This is a genomic window from Oerskovia enterophila (assembly GCF_044748475.1).
GTDB classification, from domain to species: Bacteria; Actinomycetota; Actinomycetes; order Actinomycetales; family Cellulomonadaceae; genus Oerskovia; species Oerskovia enterophila.
Genome location: NZ_JBIVFZ010000002.1, coordinates 823759 through 838946, shown reverse-complemented (window position 1 = coordinate 838946; position 15188 = coordinate 823759). Strand labels below are relative to the sequence as shown.

At 73.3% G+C, this 15188-nt stretch carries 14 protein-coding genes and 1 tRNA gene; 6 read left to right on the top strand and 9 right to left on the bottom strand.

Features of this window, described 5'->3' with window-relative positions; all coding sequences use genetic code 11:
• The first annotated feature begins 24 nt into the window (after positions 1–24).
• The 4 genes from ACIPWA_RS08280 (at position 25) to ACIPWA_RS08265 (ending at position 3060) form a co-directional block, all read left to right on the top strand.
• Positions 25–111, top strand: a tRNA-Ser gene (locus ACIPWA_RS08280).
• 349 nt (positions 112–460) lie between these two features.
• Positions 461–1294, top strand: a complete 834-nt coding sequence (lepB, locus tag ACIPWA_RS08275; RefSeq protein WP_400289392.1) for a signal peptidase I — start codon at positions 461–463, stop codon at positions 1292–1294.
• An 82-nt stretch (positions 1295–1376) separates the two neighbouring features.
• Positions 1377–2582, top strand: a complete 1206-nt coding sequence (locus ACIPWA_RS08270) for a polysaccharide deacetylase family protein (protein WP_068625487.1) — start codon at positions 1377–1379, stop codon at positions 2580–2582.
• Positions 2583–2592: 10 nt separating this feature from the next.
• On the top strand, positions 2593–3060 hold the full coding sequence (locus ACIPWA_RS08265; RefSeq protein WP_056644960.1) for an NUDIX hydrolase: 468 nt from the start codon (positions 2593–2595) through the stop codon (positions 3058–3060).
• Positions 3061–3081: 21 nt separating this feature from the next.
• Here the strand turns inward: ACIPWA_RS08265 and ACIPWA_RS08260 are convergent, their stop codons facing one another.
• The 5 genes from ACIPWA_RS08260 to ACIPWA_RS08240 form a co-directional block, all read right to left on the bottom strand.
• Positions 3082–4902 (bottom strand): FUSC family protein, encoded by a 1821-nt coding sequence (locus ACIPWA_RS08260; protein ID WP_068710170.1) that lies wholly within the window; start codon positions 4900–4902, stop codon positions 3082–3084.
• Between the two features lie 183 nt (positions 4903–5085).
• Entirely contained in the window at positions 5086–6363 is a 1278-nt protein-coding gene (gene aztD / locus ACIPWA_RS08255; RefSeq protein ID WP_400289389.1) for a zinc metallochaperone AztD, read from the bottom strand.
• Positions 6364–6539: 176 nt separating this feature from the next.
• Positions 6540–7274: a hypothetical protein gene (locus ACIPWA_RS08250; protein WP_400289388.1), complete on the bottom strand. Its 735-nt coding sequence runs from the start codon at positions 7272–7274 to the stop codon at positions 6540–6542.
• Positions 7271–8059 (bottom strand): ABC transporter permease, encoded by a 789-nt coding sequence (locus ACIPWA_RS08245; RefSeq protein ID WP_400289387.1) that lies wholly within the window; start codon positions 8057–8059, stop codon positions 7271–7273. The genes ACIPWA_RS08250 and ACIPWA_RS08245 overlap by 4 nt, the downstream gene beginning before the upstream one ends.
• Positions 8056–8769, bottom strand: a complete 714-nt coding sequence (locus ACIPWA_RS08240; RefSeq protein ID WP_056644971.1) for an ABC transporter ATP-binding protein — start codon at positions 8767–8769, stop codon at positions 8056–8058. The genes ACIPWA_RS08245 and ACIPWA_RS08240 overlap by 4 nt, the downstream gene beginning before the upstream one ends.
• Positions 8770–8901: 132 nt before the next feature.
• Between ACIPWA_RS08240 and ACIPWA_RS08235 the strand changes: the two genes are divergently transcribed.
• Positions 8902–9789 carry a sensor histidine kinase gene (locus tag ACIPWA_RS08235; protein WP_400289386.1) on the top strand — a complete coding sequence of 296 codons (888 nt, stop codon included), beginning with the start codon at positions 8902–8904 and terminating at the stop codon, positions 9787–9789.
• 23 nt (positions 9790–9812) lie between these two features.
• Complete coding sequence (locus ACIPWA_RS08230; protein WP_400289385.1) at positions 9813–10481, top strand: response regulator; 669 nt, start codon at positions 9813–9815, stop codon at positions 10479–10481.
• 22 nt (positions 10482–10503) lie between these two features.
• Here ACIPWA_RS08230 and ACIPWA_RS08225 read toward each other — a convergent pair whose 3' ends face one another.
• The 4 genes from ACIPWA_RS08225 to ACIPWA_RS08210 form a co-directional block, all read right to left on the bottom strand.
• Positions 10504–11835, bottom strand: a complete 1332-nt coding sequence (locus tag ACIPWA_RS08225) for a hypothetical protein (protein ID WP_400289384.1) — start codon at positions 11833–11835, stop codon at positions 10504–10506.
• Positions 11836–12001: 166 nt separating this feature from the next.
• The gene (locus ACIPWA_RS08220; RefSeq protein ID WP_400289383.1) at positions 12002–13192 is read right to left on the bottom strand and encodes an acetyl-CoA C-acyltransferase; all 1191 of its coding nucleotides are present in this window, start codon (positions 13190–13192) and stop codon (positions 12002–12004) included.
• A gap of 167 nt (positions 13193–13359) precedes the next feature.
• On the bottom strand, positions 13360–14604 hold the full coding sequence (locus ACIPWA_RS08215; protein WP_056644984.1) for an acyl-CoA dehydrogenase family protein: 1245 nt from the start codon (positions 14602–14604) through the stop codon (positions 13360–13362).
• Positions 14605–14736: 132 nt separating this feature from the next.
• Positions 14737–15162 (bottom strand): VOC family protein, encoded by a 426-nt coding sequence (locus ACIPWA_RS08210; RefSeq protein ID WP_400289381.1) that lies wholly within the window; start codon positions 15160–15162, stop codon positions 14737–14739.
• Between the last annotated feature and the right edge of the window lie 26 nt (positions 15163–15188).

Genomic DNA, 15188 nt, shown 5'->3' with positions numbered 1-15188 from the left:
TCTGCAGCCGGGACTTCCCGGCTGGGTAGCGTGTCCGAGTGGCCTAAGGAGCACGCCTCGAAAGCGTGTGTGGGTGAAAGTCCACCGTGAGTTCGAATCTCACCGCTACCGCAGTGACGAAGGGCCCCGACCAGTGGTCGGGGCCCTTCGTCGTTGGTGCTTGCCTGGCCCGCGATCTCGCGCCACCTGCTGCGTGTCGTGGCGGCGCGTGCGGGACGCTCGTGCCCTGTCCGTCTCCCGGGGGAGGGTGTGTTGTTCGTGCAGTCACCACAATTGTGGTGGCTGCGCGAACAACACACCCCACCTCCCCGGCCATCGCCCGGACTCACCCCGTCGGAGCCCGTCCGGACCTGGCGAGTCGTGCGCACCACGCCATCGGGTCGAGGCCCGTCACCGTCCGCGGCGCCAGCCCCGCCGAGACCGACCGGCCCCACGGGCCCATTGGTGGAAGAGTGTCCCCGTGACTTCGAATGACGCCGAGCGCCCAGACGACCAGCCGAGACCGTCGGGCGCCTTCCCTGGCGCGCCCGACGTCGAGTCGGTCTTCCCCGAGGGCCAGGCGCCCAGCGGCGAGCCCGGCGACGGCTCCGCGGGGGCCCCGGCTCCGGGCGCAGCCGTGAGGACTCGCCGCCGCTGGTCGTTCGCGCGCGAGGTCGGCGTGATCGTCGTCGCGGCCCTGGTCATCTCGTTCCTCATCAAGACCTTCGTGGTCCAGCCGTTCGTCATCCCGAGCGAGTCGATGGAGAACACCCTCATCAAGGACGACAGGGTCCTGGCCTCGCGGTTCGTCCCGCGCTTCCTCGACATCAACCGTGGCGACGTCGTGGTCTTCAAGGACCCGGGCGGCTGGCTCGCGAGCCAGCCGCAGCAGGAGTCGACGGGCCTGGTCAAGGCGGGCGAGACGTTCCTGACCTTCATCGGCATCCGTCCGGTGGACGCGGGCGAGCACCTCATCAAGAGGGTCATCGGGCTGCCCGGGGACCACGTGACGTGCTGCGACGCGCAGGGCCGCGTCTCGGTCAACGGCGTCGCGATCGACGAGACGTACATCAAGCCCGGCTCGATCCCCAGCGAGATCGAGTTCGACGTGGTCGTGCCCGAGGGCTCGCTGTTCGTCCTGGGCGACAACCGGCAGAACTCGGGCGACTCGCGCTACAACACGGACAAGCCCGGGAACGGGTTCGTGCCGATCGACAACGTCGTGGGCACCGCGGTCGCCAAGGTGTGGCCGCTCGACCGGGCGTCGCTCATGCGCAACCCGGGGAGCGTCTTCGAGGACGTCCCGGAACCCTGAGCAGACTCACCCGCTCAGGCCGAGCGCCGCGGCACGTCCTCCCCTAGCGTGGTGGGACGGCCCACGCTCGGAAGGACTCTTCGTGTCACTGCGTTCTGCTCGTCCTGTCGGAACGGTGCGCCGGGCGGCGCTCGGCGCGGGGGCGGTGGTCGCGGCACTGGCGCTGGTCGCCGGGTGCACGGGATCACCGGGGCCCACGGAACCGGGCCCGACGGCGGAGCGCCCCACCGGGGACGTCTCACCCTCGGAGGAGCCCACGCCCGAGGAGCCGACCCCCACGCCCACGCCGACCCCCACGCGGGCGGCGTCGAACGTCCCGCTCACGAAGCTCGCGCCCGGCGAGAACCCGCCGCAGTTCATCATCTTCTCGTTCGACGGCGCCGGGTGGCACGACCGGTGGACCGAGTTCCGTGAGGCAGCGGCCCAGGTCGACGCCCGGTTCACGGGATTCCTCACGGGCATCTACCTCCTGACCGACGAGCACCGCGACGCCTACACCGGACCGGGGCACGCGCCGGGCAAGGCGTCGGTGGGGTTCGGCGGGGACGCGGCCACGGTCACGACCCTCGTGGGCGACCTCAACGCTGCCTACCTGGAGGGCCACGAGATCGGCACGCACTACAACGGGCACTTCTGCGCCGACAACCCGCCCGGTGGCGGGGACTGGACCACGGCCGACTGGAACAGCGAGCTCGACCAGTTCTTCGGCTTCTGGAACGACTGGCAGGAGATCAACGGCCTCCAGGACACGCCACCGCTCGAGATCCCGGCCTCCGAGGTCACGGGCGGCCGGACACCGTGCCTCGAGGGCAACTGGGACCAGATCGCCCCGGCGTGGGCCGCGCACGGGCAGACGTACGACTCCTCGATCCCCGGCAGCGGCATCGCGTGGCCCAAGCAGGAGTACGGCGTGTGGGAGTTCCGGATGCAGACGACGAGCTCTCCGACGCTCGGCAACGTCATGGCCATGGACTACAACTTCTGGTACAAGTTCAACAAGGCGCAGAACCAGCCCGAGCGTGCCCCCGAGATCCGCGCCGCGGTCCTCGAGACGTACCGGCACATGTACGACGTCGCCTTCAACGGCAACCGCGCGCCCGTGCTCGTGGCCAACCACTTCAACCAGTGGAGCGGCAACGCGTTCAACCCGGCGGCCAAGGACTTCATGCTCGAGGCGTGCGGCAAGCCCGAGACCATCTGTGCCACGTACCAGGACGTCATCGCGTGGATGAACGTCCAGGACCCGGCGGTGCTGGCCGAGCTCCAGGCGCGTCCCCCGGTCTCGTAGGGCGCGGGTCGTGGCGAGCAGCGCGGGGCTCCTCCTGCACCGGGTCGGTGACGGGGGAGAGGTCGAGGTGCTCGTCGGGCACATGGGCGGTCCGCTGTGGGCGCGCAAGGAAGAACGCGCCTGGACCATCCCCAAGGGCGAGCACGACCCCGACGAGGACCCGCACGCCGCGGCGGTCCGCGAGTTCACCGAGGAGCTCGGGTCCGCTCCGCCCGAGGGGCCGGAGATCGACCTGGGGCAGATCAGGCAGCGCGCGGGCAAGACCGTGCGCGCCTGGGCGCGCCGCGCCGACTTCGACGCGAGCACCGCGACGAGCAACACGTTCGAGATGGAGTGGCCGCCGCGGTCGGGCCGGACGGCGTCGTTCCCGGAGCTCGACCGGGTCGCGTGGGTGCCGCTCGCGCGGGCGCGCGAGCTCGTGGTCGCGGGGCAGGTCGAGCTGCTCGACCGCCTCGCGGAGGCGCTCGCCCGGTCCTGAGGCGAGACCGTGCGAGCCGGCTCAGGCGTGGTCCGGCAGCGTCCGCAGCAGGTACCGCTCGGCCGAGCCGGCGTGCTGGGCCAGGTCCCACAAGGTCGAGGACGCTGCGCCCGAGGTCTCGGGGGCCGTGCCGTCGGCCCCGTTCCCGCCCGTCGGGTCGTCGGGGCTCAACGCCTGGAGGACCTGGTCGAGCTCGCCGCGGTTCAGCTGCGCTGCGTCGGCCAGGACGGTCAGGTCGCGCAACCCGTTGCGCAGCGTGTCGAGCTCGGCGAGCTGCCTGTCGTCGAGCCGGTCGCGGTCGGGCACCAGCTCGTCCTGCAGGCGGACGGCGTCCCGGAGCAGGGCGATCTCCTCAGGCTGCTGTGGACCGGACCTCTCCGACGAGGCACGGAGCGCGGTCGCGGTGGCCTCGGTAGCGGTCTCGATACGTCGTCGCAGAGGTGGGGGCCGGAAGCCCGGGATCACGGCGAAGCCGAGGACCACTCCGACCAGCACCGCGCTCAGGGTGAGCACCACGTACTGCGTCAGGAGGTCGACCGCGTTCAGGTCACGGGTCACGGAGTTGAAGCCGACGCTGACGACGACCATGAACGCGCCGCCCAGCGCCGGGCGGGTGACGATGTACCACAGCCCCAGGCACAGGGCGACGACCGCGACCAGGGTGAGGTAGCGCGACGGGACGACCAGCAGGACCACCGCGACCGTGAGCGAGCCGGAGACCAGACCGACGATCTTGTTCCTCGTCTTGGCCACGGTGCCGCTCCAGCTGGTCTGAAGGATGCTGAAGGTGGTCAGCAGCGCGGTCGAGACCAGGGGGTCGCCCCGCTCCAGGCCGGACGTGATCAGCAGCATCAGCAGCACTGCGAGCGCAGTGCGGAACGCGTGCCGGAACTGGATGGACTGCAGCCTGGCCGCGGGGTGCAGCACCGCGTCCTGGAGCTGGTGGCGCCGGTCCCGATCGAGCGTGACCGTGGCGGTGTCACGCTCCTGGATCGCCTGCCCGACGGAGTCCAGGGCGCGCGCTGCGTCGGTGAAGGGGGGCTCGGTGACGGCTGATGCCTGCGAGGGCGACGGTGCCTTGACGGGCTCGCCCCGCCGGGGCTTGGCCTTCATCTCCTCGGCCAGCTCGTGAGCCCGCTCGCGGAGCACGGTGTCGTCGGGATCGCCCGCCGCGGTGAGGTGTGCCGTGTGCAGGGCGAGGCGGTAGCGCGAGGCACCCTCGAGCGCGTCCGCGAGCCAGCGCTGCCTGCCGTCGCTGAGCCAGGTGCTGAACGCGGTGGCGGTGGCGCTGCTCGGATCGTCGGCGACGAGCACCGCGGCGACCTGTTCGCGGGTCTGCTTGGACGGGTCCGAGATCCCCATCAGGATGCGCAGGACGAGCGCCACGGCGACCCCCGCGACGGCCGCCGCGATCACCTGCCGATGATCGGCCCCACCCATCGGTGCGTAGCCGTAGCCGAACACCGTGGTCATCCCGAGCCCCATCCCCGCGTTGCCGAAGCGTGGGCCGAGCAGGGGGAGGAGCGCGGCCACGAACACGAGCACCACGACGAGCGCGATCGCCGCGGGGCGCGAGGTCTCGGCCACCAGGCGCGGGACGGCTGCTGCGAAGATCAGCAGCGGGCCCATCACCGCAGCGATGCGGAGGTCGGCCCGGAGCGGACCGCCCATGAAGGCCACCAGCGCGAACATGCCCGTCAGGCCGCCGATGATCCCCACCGGGCCGGCTCCCCACGCGTCGGCGAGCAGCACGGAAGGGAGGACCACGATGATCATCAGCACGATCAGCATCGGGCTGCCCGGGGGACGCTTGGGCGCCTCGGCCTTGTTCGAACCCTTCACGGGCCCTCCTGGAAGGTCGGTCGGGCGGTTCTCCCCTCGACGGTACGGCGGAAGTGCAAGGGCTGCCTGGGCGGAAGAGGCGCTCGCCCGCCTCTGAGGGGCCCGACGACGCAGCGCGCCCCGGGCGACCACCTCACCGCGCGAGGTGGTCGCCCGGGGCGCGCTGCGCCGTCGGGCAGGAGGTCACTCGGGGAGGCCCGAGACCCCCGTCAGCTCGTTGGGGACCACGTCGAGCGTGGTGCTCGCGTAGACCTTGCCCGACTCGACGTCGACCGCGTGCACGGCCTTCGTGGCGGGGTCCGTCACGTAGGCCGTGTGGTCGAGCACGAACAGCGTGGGGCGCGGGGCCTGCCAGTCGTCGGGCTCGGTCCACGCGTCGATCACCGCGATGGTGCTGGTGACCGCCCCCGAGGCGGGGTCGATGACGCGCAGCGCGCCGTCGGTCCCCAGGACGAGCGCCTCGCCGTGCGGGCCGCGGCCGAGCGAGCGGAACGTGTAGCTCGCGCCCGTGTCGACCAGGGTGATCTGCCGGCTCACGGTGTCGACGAGCGAGACGCGGGTGGGGCGCTCGAGCTCGGCGTCCGGGTCGGACTTGTAGTCGCCCAGGACCACGGGCGACTCGTCCGAGCCCGCCTGGTTGCCGATCCGGCCGTAGGCGTCGGGCGACGCGATCTTGGTCAGCTCCCCGCCCGCGTAGACGACCACGCCGTCCTCGCAGCCCACGACCACGGCCTCGTCGGACGCGACGGCCTCGCCGTGCACGCCCGGGCAGGCGTCGGTGCGCGCGACCTCGTGGCGACCGCTGTCGAGGACCACGACGCTCGACCGCGAGTCCTCGGTGCCGTCGGTGACGAGCAGGTCGCCGCTCTCGAGCTCGACCGCGACGCCGTGGTGCGGGGACGGGGTCGTGTACGTCGTGGTCTCGGGGTCGCCGTCCGCGAGGTCGTGCGGGTCGAACGACTCGACGAGCCCCGAGCCGTCGTTGAACAGGACCGTGCGGCCCGCGTGGCGGACCACGTGGCCGGGGTGGTTCGCGGCGAACTCGGTCTGCGTGAAGGCCGGCTCGGAGGTGTAGAAGTGCGAGTGGTTGCCGTGCGGCTCGCCCCACGTGCCGAGGTCGAGGACCCGGAAAGCGTCACCTGCGGAGACGATCACGTGGCGCTCGTCCCCCGCGGGGTTGATGCGCGTGAAGCCGTCGACCGGGAGGTCGGCGACCTGCTCGAGGCTCGTGCCGTCGAGGACGACGATCCCGCCGTCGTAGGTCAGGGCGATGCGCGGGGTGTCGGTCGCGGCCTCGGTGCCGTGGCCGCCCTCCTCGTGCTCGTCGTGGTCGTGGCCGTGCTCGGACGCGTCGGACGACGCGGCGGGGGAGGCCTCGTCCGTGGCGCAGCCGGCGAGCACGGCGGCGGGCAGGGCGAGGGCGATCCCCAGGGCGAGGTGGCGGTGTCTGGTGCTGGTCATGGCGTCACGGGACCCCGGCGGGTCCCACCGTCCTTCCGGTAGGTGTGGGCTGCGGCGCAGGGAGCGCGCCGAACTCGCACACCGTAGCAGAGAATGAGAACCGCTCTCATTATCAACTAGAGTGGGTGCTACCGGGGTGGGGCGCTGGGGCCCGACCCGCCCGCGCCTCGACCTCGTCATGCGTCCCGCGTGAGGAACCGCCACGAACCCAGGACGCCGACGACCGCCACCCAGGCGAGCGCGACGAGCGTCGCCGTCGGCCCGTCGAGCGTGCTCGGGCCCGCGTCGTACCAGGCCGACGCGGCGCGGTCCGGCAACCAGCGCGCGTGCTCGGTCGCGCCCGCGAGCAGCGGGGACACGACGAGCACCAGCGCGAGGACGCCGACGAGCGCGGGCACGAGGTGACGCACGACCAGCGCCACGGCGTGCGAGAACACCCCGATGACGACCAGGAACGCCGCGGCCCCCAGGAGCGGGCCCGCTCCGGCGCCGCCCGTCGCGGCGGGTGCGTCGAGGAGGTGCTGCGTGACTGCGGACGCGGCCAGGCAGGCGCCGAGCACCGAGACCGCGGTGAGCCCGACGGCGCAGATCGCCGCGACGCTCTTGCCCGCGACGAGGAGCCCGCGCCGCGGGACTGCGGTCAGGGTCGTGGCGACCTGGCGACCGGCGTGCTCCTGGGAGACCGGCAGCACGCCGACGAGCACGAGGCCCGCCACGGCGAAGGGCACCGTGCGGAGCGTGGGATCGAGGGCCGTGACGGGCAGGCCCTGGTCGGCGGCCGCACCCGCCTGCGCGGCGGCGATCAGGGCTCCGACCACGGTGGTCCCGACGACCGCGAGGACCGCGCCGGGCAGCGTGCGGAGCTTGTCGAGCTCCGCGGCGACCACGGACGCCAACCCCCTGGCGCTCACGCGTCCCGCCGTGAGAACACGGTGCCCGCGACCGCGAGGAGCGCCAGGGCCCACGCGGCCATCACGAGCGCACCGGGACCGGGCGACAGGCCGCCCGCGACGGTGTCGACGTCCCCGAAGAGCCTGCGGCCGGCCATGTCGGGGAGCCAGTGCGCGAGCGGCGTGAGCATCGTGAGCAGGAGCGACACCGACACCAACGAGCTGTTGACCACGAGCACCAGGAGAGGGACGACCCCGCTGCGCGTGAAGACCGTGACCGCCAGGGCCAGGAGCGCCGTGAGGGTCCAGTAGAGGGCCGCGCCGAGGCAGCGCCGGACGGCCTCGGCGAGCGGGACGGTCGCGGTCGCGGCGTCGGCGATGATCGCCTCGGCGAGTGCGACGCTCGCCGGGACCGCCACGACCGCCGTGGCGATCACGAGCAGGACGACCGCGGTCACCTTCGCGACGAGGACGCTCGCGCGCCGCGGGACGGCCACGAGCGTCGTGCCGATCTGCCGACCGCCTCCGGCGTCGGGGCTGTTCGCGGTGTACTCGCTGCTCACCGCGATCACGCCGATCACGACCGCGCCCACGGTCCCGATCGGCATCGCGGCGAACGCCGTGTCGAACGCGGAGCCGTAGCCCGTGTCCTCGGGACGTCCGGCGACGAGCGCGTCGCGGACGCCGACCGCGTTGAGCAGGGTCAGCGCGGCCGTCCCGAGGACGGCGACCGCAGCCCCGGTCCACACCCCGGGCAGCGCCAGCATCTTCTGCAGCTCGGCGACGAACACGTTCCACCCCCTCACCGGACCGTCCCCTGTCCGTCGCTCGTGAGCGCGAAGAAGGCGTCCTCGAGCGTGTCGTAGCGGTGGGTCACGTCGGCGAGCGTCCCGTCCGCGACGACCCGACCGCCCGAGATGACCACGAGGTCGTCGGCGATGTCGGCCACCTCGCCCATGAAGTGGCTCGACAGCAGGACCGTGCCGCCGTGGTCCGCGTGCGCACGGAGCAGGCCACGGATCCACCGGATGCCCTCCGGGTCGAGCCCGTTGACGGGCTCGTCGAGGACGAGCGCCTCGGGTTCGCCCAGGAGCGCGCACGCGAGCCCCAGGCGTTGTCCCATGCCGAGGGAGTAGCGCCCCACCCGTGTCCGGGCGGAGGCCGTGAGCCCTACCTGCTCGAGCACCTGGTCGACGCGCCTCTGCGAGATCCCGTTGCTGCGCGCGACCCAGGAGAGGTGGTTGCGGGCCGTGCGGGAGCGGTGCGCTCCGGAGCCGTCGAGCATCGAGCCGAGGGTGCGCAGCGGGTCGCGCAGCGACCTGTACGGCTGCCCCCCGACGAGGGCACGACCCTCGTCGGCCCGGTCCAGGCCGAGGAGGATGCGCAGGGTCGACGACTTGCCGGCTCCGTTGGGCCCGAGGAAGGCGGTCACGCGGCCCGGCCGGGCCTCGAAGGCGACGCGGTCGAGGACGGTGCGGGGACCGTGGCGTTTGACGAGGTGCTCGATCTTCAACATGCCCACAGTCCAGCCGCCAGGAGCGCGCGGGGCATCGGACCGGAGGCCGGACCTGGGGTCCGGGCCTCGGCCCGCGGTCTCTCGGACCGTGGGCCGATGTGCGTCCGGCGGCGCGTCCCTAGACTCCGGTGGATGGAGACGACCGCCCGACCCGTGCTGCGATCCCGCGTCTGGCCGATCGCGGGCGGTCTCGTCGCGGCCCTCGTGCTCGGCCTGGCGACGCTCGGCGTCGGTCGCCCTGTCGAGACCCTCGCCGTCCTGCTGGGTGCGACCGCGGTCGCGGCGGGCGTGCTGGCCTGGGCCCTCGTCCGTTCCCGGCGCGAGCGACGTGCCTTCGAGGACGACCTGACGGGCTGGGCGGCGGAACGGGCCGCTCAGGCCGAGAGGCTGCGCATCGCACGAGACCTGCACGACCTCGCCTCGCACGGGCTGGGGCTCATCACGGTGCGTGCGGCGTCGGCGCGCACGGTGCCAGGGCCGGGCGGCGATGCCGAGCGGGCCCGCGCCCTGGCCGACATCGAGCGCGCGGGCCGGGACGCGACCACCGAGCTGCGCAGGATGCTCACGGTCCTGCGCGGACCGGGCGACGAGGTCCCGCTGTGTCCGGCGGAGACGCTCGCCGACCTCCCGCGCGTCGTCGCGACCGCGCGGGGCGCGGGCCTCGACGTCGCGCTCGACGCCGAGGAGGTCGTGGCCTCGGCAGGGGCGGGCCTCTGCGTGTGCACGGTGGTCCGTGAGGCCCTCGCCAACGTCCTGCGTCACGCGGGGCAGACGCGTGCCTCGGTCGTCCTCGGCCGCGACGCCGAGGGCTTGCGGCTGGTCGTCGAGGACGACGGGCCCGTCGTCGGGTGGGAGCCCCACCCGGGGGCGGGGATGGGGCTCGCAGGCCTGCGCGAGCGGGTCGAGTCGCTCGGCGGCTCTCTCGTCGCGGGGCCCTCCTCCCGAGGTTTCCGCGTGACGGTCGTGCTGCCGGACCCGGCCCCGCCGGCCGCCGGCCTGCTGGGACGAGCGCAGTCGTGACGGTGCCGGTACGGGTGCTCGTCGTGGATGACCAGCCCCTGATACGTCACAGCCTGCGGCTCGTGCTCGACGGTGCCGACGGGCTCACGGTCGTGGGCGAGGCGGGCTCGGGCGAGGCCGCGGTGGAGGCCGCGCGCCGGACCCGCCCCGACGTCGTCCTCATGGACGTCCGCATGCCCGGCGGTGACGGGATCGATGCGACGCGCCGGATCGCGGCCGACCCCGACCTCACGTCGACCCGCGTCCTCGTGCTCAGCATGTTCGAGCTCGACGAGTACGTCCACGGGGCCCTGCGCGCAGGCGCGAGCGGGTTCCTGCTCAAGGACGCCGAGCCCACGAGCCTCGTCGACGCCGTCCGGCGTACGCATGCCGGCGAGTCGCTGTTCGCCCCGGCCGTCCTGGCGCGGATCGTCGGGCACTACCTCGACGGTGGGCCGCAGCGCGGGGCCGTGGCGCCGGAGCTCCTCACCAGCCGGGAGGTCGAGGTGCTCGCGCTCGTGGGCCGTGGGCTGTCCAACCAGGAGATCGGGCGGAGGCTGACGATCTCCATGGGCACCGTCAAGACGCACATCGGCAACCTGCTCGCCAAGCTCGTCGCCCGCGACCGTGCCCAGCTCGTCATCGCGGCGTTCGACCACGGCCTCGTGACCGCCGAGCGCCCTGCGCCTGGGAGAGGCCCCGGTCCCGCGTGAAGGGGCGGTCGGCCATCAGCGGTCAGGCGTTCGCCACGGGCCCGGGGTCTGGCTGTGGCGCGTGCGGCTCGGCCACGACGGTCGACGCGACGGTTCCCGCTGCCCCTCGCCCCAGCCGCACGAGCTGGACCACGGCCCCGACGAGCAGGACCACGAGCGCGAGGTTGCGCACGGCCGCGACCAGGACGACCCAGGGCTCCCCGACCATGAACTCGTCGTACGCGACCGGGTAGAGGAGCTGCGTCAGACCAGCGGTGCCCAGGACTGCCAGCGCGGGCGCCGACCAGACGGAGCGGGCCCCCGGCCCGGCGAGCGCGATCGCGACGGCTACGGGAGGCCCGATCCACGCGACGAACTGCGGCGATCCCACCTTGTTGAAGACGATGAGGCTCAGCAGCAGCGCCGTCACGGACAGGAGGAACACGTCGGTGCGGACCTCGGGGCGCCGCCGCACGGCCCACCAGGACAGGGCCGCGATCGTGAGCACCGCGACGGGCAGCAGCACGTCGAGCAGCCGTCCCGTCACCGCGGTGCCGGGGCCGTAGATCTCGAGCGTGCGGATGTCCTGGTTCATCCAGACCCGGAACCGGGGGTCTAACAGCCGCAGGACGCTGAACGGGGTCGCGAACACCGACTCCGACTGGAGGCCCCGCGCGTCCTGGGTCCCGAACACCCCGAGCACCCGTTTGCCCGCTCCGCCCGCGAGGGCGAGCGCGACGACGACCGCGCTGACCGCCGCGCCCGGGAGCACGACCGTGCGCAACGGGCGCTTCGCGGTCGTCAGGAGCGCCACGACCACGGCCCCGGGGGCGATCTTGACCCAGGCGCCGAACGTCGCGATCGCGGTCGCCACGGCCGGGCGGCGTACCGCGAGCGCGAGCGTGATCACGAGGAGGGCCGCGGCGACGCCGTCGAGCCTGCCCAGGAAGATGGGGCCGAGCGCGACGAGGAACGCGAGCCACCACCAGGCCGCGACACGGCCACGCCCCGGCAGCCGCGCGAGGAACCACAGCGCGAGCGCGTCCAGCGCGACGATCAGCACGAGGAACTGCGCGTAGTACGCCTCGAACGACGTCCCCACGAGAGCGGGGGCAGAGACCGGCACGAGCGCCCCGACCGGGTAGACCCAGTCGTAGTCGAGCACGGGCCAGATCCCGCGGTCCCAGCCTGCGCGCGCCCAGACCCGGTAGAGCTGCACGTCGCCGGAGATCCGGTACCCCCAGCTCAGGGCATCGACGACGAGCCAGGCGTGCACGAGCACGAAGCCCGCGACCAGGGCCCACGGCGAGCGCAGGGCCCAGGCGAGGAACCGGCGTCCGGTCGAGGCGGGCCGGGCGGCGGAGGTCTCGGGCACGGGCTCATCGTCGCACGACGGCGCCACTCACCCGGGGGGCGCGACACGCCCTGGACGCCGCACGCCGTCGGGCACGAAGAAGCGGCCCGGCCGGAGGCGAAGGGGACCTCCGGGCGGGCCGCCGGTCGCGCGATGAGGCAGCACCGCGCGACGCGAGGGGAAGGACTCAGGCGCGCAGGATCAGCGCGTCCCCCTGGCCGCCGCCGCCGCACAGCGCGGCGGCGCCCACGCCACCCCCGCGGCGCTGGAGGGCGAGGGCCAGGTGCAGGGCCAGGCGCGCGCCCGACGCGCCGACCGGGTGACCCAGGGCGATCGCGCCGCCGTCGGCGTTGACGACCGCGTGATCGATCCCGAGGTCCTCGACCGACTGGAGCGCGACGGCCGCGAAGGCCTCGTTGATCTCGACCAGGTCGAGCTCGTCGGCCTTCATGCCCTCGCGCTCGAGCGCATGCTCGATCGCGCGGGCGGGCTGGGAGTGCAGCGAGCTGTCGGGGCCCGCGACCTGGCCGGCCGACCGGATCTCGGCCAGCCACGTGAGGCCGCGCGAGACCGCGAAGGCCTTGCTGACGACCACGACCGCCGCGGCGCCGTCGGACAGCGGGGACGACGAGCCGGCGGTGATGGTGCCGTCCGCGACGAACGCGGGACGCAGGCGGGCGAGCGCCTCGACCGTGGTGCCGGGACGGATGCCCTCGTCGTCGGCGACGACCACGGGCTCGCCCTTGCGCTGCGGGACCGTGACCGGGGCGATCTCCTCGGCCAGGCGCCCTTCCGTGCGGGCCGCGGCCGCGAGGGCGTGCGAGCGGGCAGCGTACTCGTCCTGCTCGGCGCGGCCGATGCCGCGCGTGGTGCAGCCGCGGTCGGTGGCCTCGCCCATGATCTGACCGTCGAACGGGTCGCGCAGGCCGTCGTGCGTGAGCGAGTCCGCCATGGTCACGTCTCCGAACGCGAAGCCCTTGCGCGAGCCGAGCACGAGGTGCGGCGCGTTCGTCATGGACTCCTGGCCGCCCGCGACGACGACCGACGCCTCGCCGGTGCGGACCAGGCGCGCCGCGTCGATGATCGCGGTCAGGCCCGACAGGCACAGCTTGTTGATCGTGACCGTGGGGACGTCCCAGCCGATCCCGGCCGCGATCGCGGCCTGACGGGCCGGACCCTGGCCGCCGCCCGCCTGGATGACCTGGCCCATGATCACGGCGTCGACGTCGGAGGCCGCGACGCCCGCGGCGTCGAGCGCGCCGCGGATCGCGTGCGCGCCCAGCTCGTTCGCCGACAGGGACGCGAGCGCACCCTGGAAGCGCGTGAACGGCGTGCGCGCACCGTGCAGGAGGACGGGGACGTGGGCGTCGTTGCTCATGAGGTGCTCCGTGGGGGAAGGGGACCCGGCGCCGTGCGTGTCAGGTGAACGAGGAGGTCCGGTACGGCGCCGGGTGGTCTTGTGGTGTCGACGGGTGGCCGCTGCGGGCCAGGTGTGGCAGGAGAGGGTGCGGCGCTCCCGGTACGGGGAGCGCCGCCGGTGAGGGGCTACACGAACGCCGAGACGCCCGTGATGTCGCGACCCACGATGAGGGCCTGGACGCTCTCGGTGCCCTCGTAGGTGTGCAGGGCCTCGATGTCCGCGAAGTGCCGCGCGACGCGGTTCGCGAGGAGGATGCCGTTGCCGCCCAGCATGTCGCGCGCGCTCGCGGCGATCTCGCGCGCGCCGCGCGTGCTCGTGTACTTGGCGATCGACGCCTGCGGGCCGGAGAGCTGCCCGGCCTCGTCGAGGCGGGTCATCTGCGCGACCAGGAGCTGCATCTGGGTGAGGGTCGAGAGCATGCGGGTCAGCCGCTCCTGGACCATCTGGTTGGCCGCGAGCGGGCGGCCGAACTGGACGCGCTGCGTGGCGTAGGCGACGGCCGTCTCGTAGCAGGCGGTCGCGTGCCCGACGGCGGACCAGGCCACCCCGAGACGGGTCGCCTGGAGCACGCGGCCGGTGTCCTTGAACGACCGCCCGCCCGGGAGCATGGCCGAGGCCGGGACGAACACGTCGGTCAGGACGATGTGGGCCTGCCAGATCGCGCGGAGCGAGACCTTGCCCTCGATGGTCGTGGCCGCGTAGCCCGGGGTGTCCTGGGGCACGAGGAACCCGTGCACCTGGTTGTCGCCCTCGTCGCCGACAAGTCGCGCCCAGAGCACGGTGATGTCACCGCACGACCCGAAGCCGATCCACTTCTTCTCGCCGTCGATCACGAAGCCCTCGACGCCGTCGCGGGTCTCGCGGCGGGCCGTGGTCTCGAGCGAGACCGAGTCCGAGCCGTGCGTGGGCTCGGTCAGGGCGAACGCGCCGAGCTTCTCGCCGCGCGCGAGCGGGCCGAGCCACTCGGCCTTCTGCTCGTCCGAGCCGAGGAGCTGGATCGAGCGCAGCGCGAGGCCGCCCTGGACACCGCAGATGGTCGCGACCGAGCCGTCGCCGCGCGACATCTCCATCTCGGCGAGACCGGCGCCCATGAGGCTGATCCGCGGCGCACCGGGGACGTCGACGCCGTCGCGCAGGAAGTCGAGCTCGCCCATGCGCTTGGCCAGACCGAACGGCACCTCGGCGCGCTCCCAGTACCCGTCGATCACGGGCAGGACCTCGTCCTGGACGAACGTGCGGACCCGCTGCTGCAGGTCGCGGTCGGCATCGGTCGCGTCCGAGAACGCGCCGGCGTAGTCGATGCCGAGCGGCTGCGAGAGGTCGTAGTCCGGCTCGGTCACGTTCTGGCGGACGGGGTTCTCGATCGTCATGGGGGATGCTCCCGGTGTCGGGCCGGACGTCGGTGTCGGGCGATTCCCCCCATGGTGCGTGATATCCCGTCTCAGGTCAAGAGACGGGGTATCACGGGCGGGCCCGGTGCCCGGCCTGACCAGGGGGAGCGCTCAGGCCCGCGCAGCCCCGGCGATGTTCACGAGCCAGCTCACGCCGAACCCGTCGACGCACATGCCGAACGCGTCTCCCCACGGCGCGACCTCGAGCGGCACGGTCACGCTCCCGCTCGACGAGAGCTTGTCCCAGTAGCCGCGCAGCTCGGCGTCGTCGGACTGCTCGCCGCTCAGCGAGATCGAGAAGCCGGCGCCGGTCGGGACCTCCATCGAGCTCGGGGTGTCCGCGGCCATGAGGACCAGGCCGGTGGGGGACTCGAGCTGGGAGTGCATGACCTTGTCGGCGTCGGCAGGGTCCTCGGAGGCCTGGAAGTCGGCGAACGTGCTGATCGTCACCTCGCCGCCGAACACGTCGCGGTAGAACTCGATCGCCTGCCGTGCCTCGTCGCGGAAGTTCAGGTAGGGGTTGAGTCGCGTGACCATGATGGTGTCGCCTTTCCCGTCGCGTC

What these genes read in the sequence shown, in the direction of transcription:
- ACIPWA_RS08240 (WP_056644971.1), bottom strand. Translation starts at nt 8,769, where the DNA reads ATGTTGAAGATCGAGCACCTCGTCAAACGCCACGGTCCCCGCACCGTC.
- aztD (WP_400289389.1), bottom strand. Translation starts at nt 6,363, where the DNA reads ATGACCAGCACCAGACACCGCCACCTCGCCCTGGGGATCGCCCTCGCC.
- ACIPWA_RS08220 (WP_400289383.1), bottom strand. Translation starts at nt 13,192, where the DNA reads ATGAGCAACGACGCCCACGTCCCCGTCCTCCTGCACGGTGCGCGCACG.
- ACIPWA_RS08215 (WP_056644984.1), bottom strand. Translation starts at nt 14,604, where the DNA reads ATGACGATCGAGAACCCCGTCCGCCAGAACGTGACCGAGCCGGACTAC.
- ACIPWA_RS08210 (WP_400289381.1), bottom strand. Translation starts at nt 15,162, where the DNA reads ATGGTCACGCGACTCAACCCCTACCTGAACTTCCGCGACGAGGCACGG.
- ACIPWA_RS08235 (WP_400289386.1), top strand. Translation starts at nt 8,902, where the DNA reads ATGGAGACGACCGCCCGACCCGTGCTGCGATCCCGCGTCTGGCCGATC.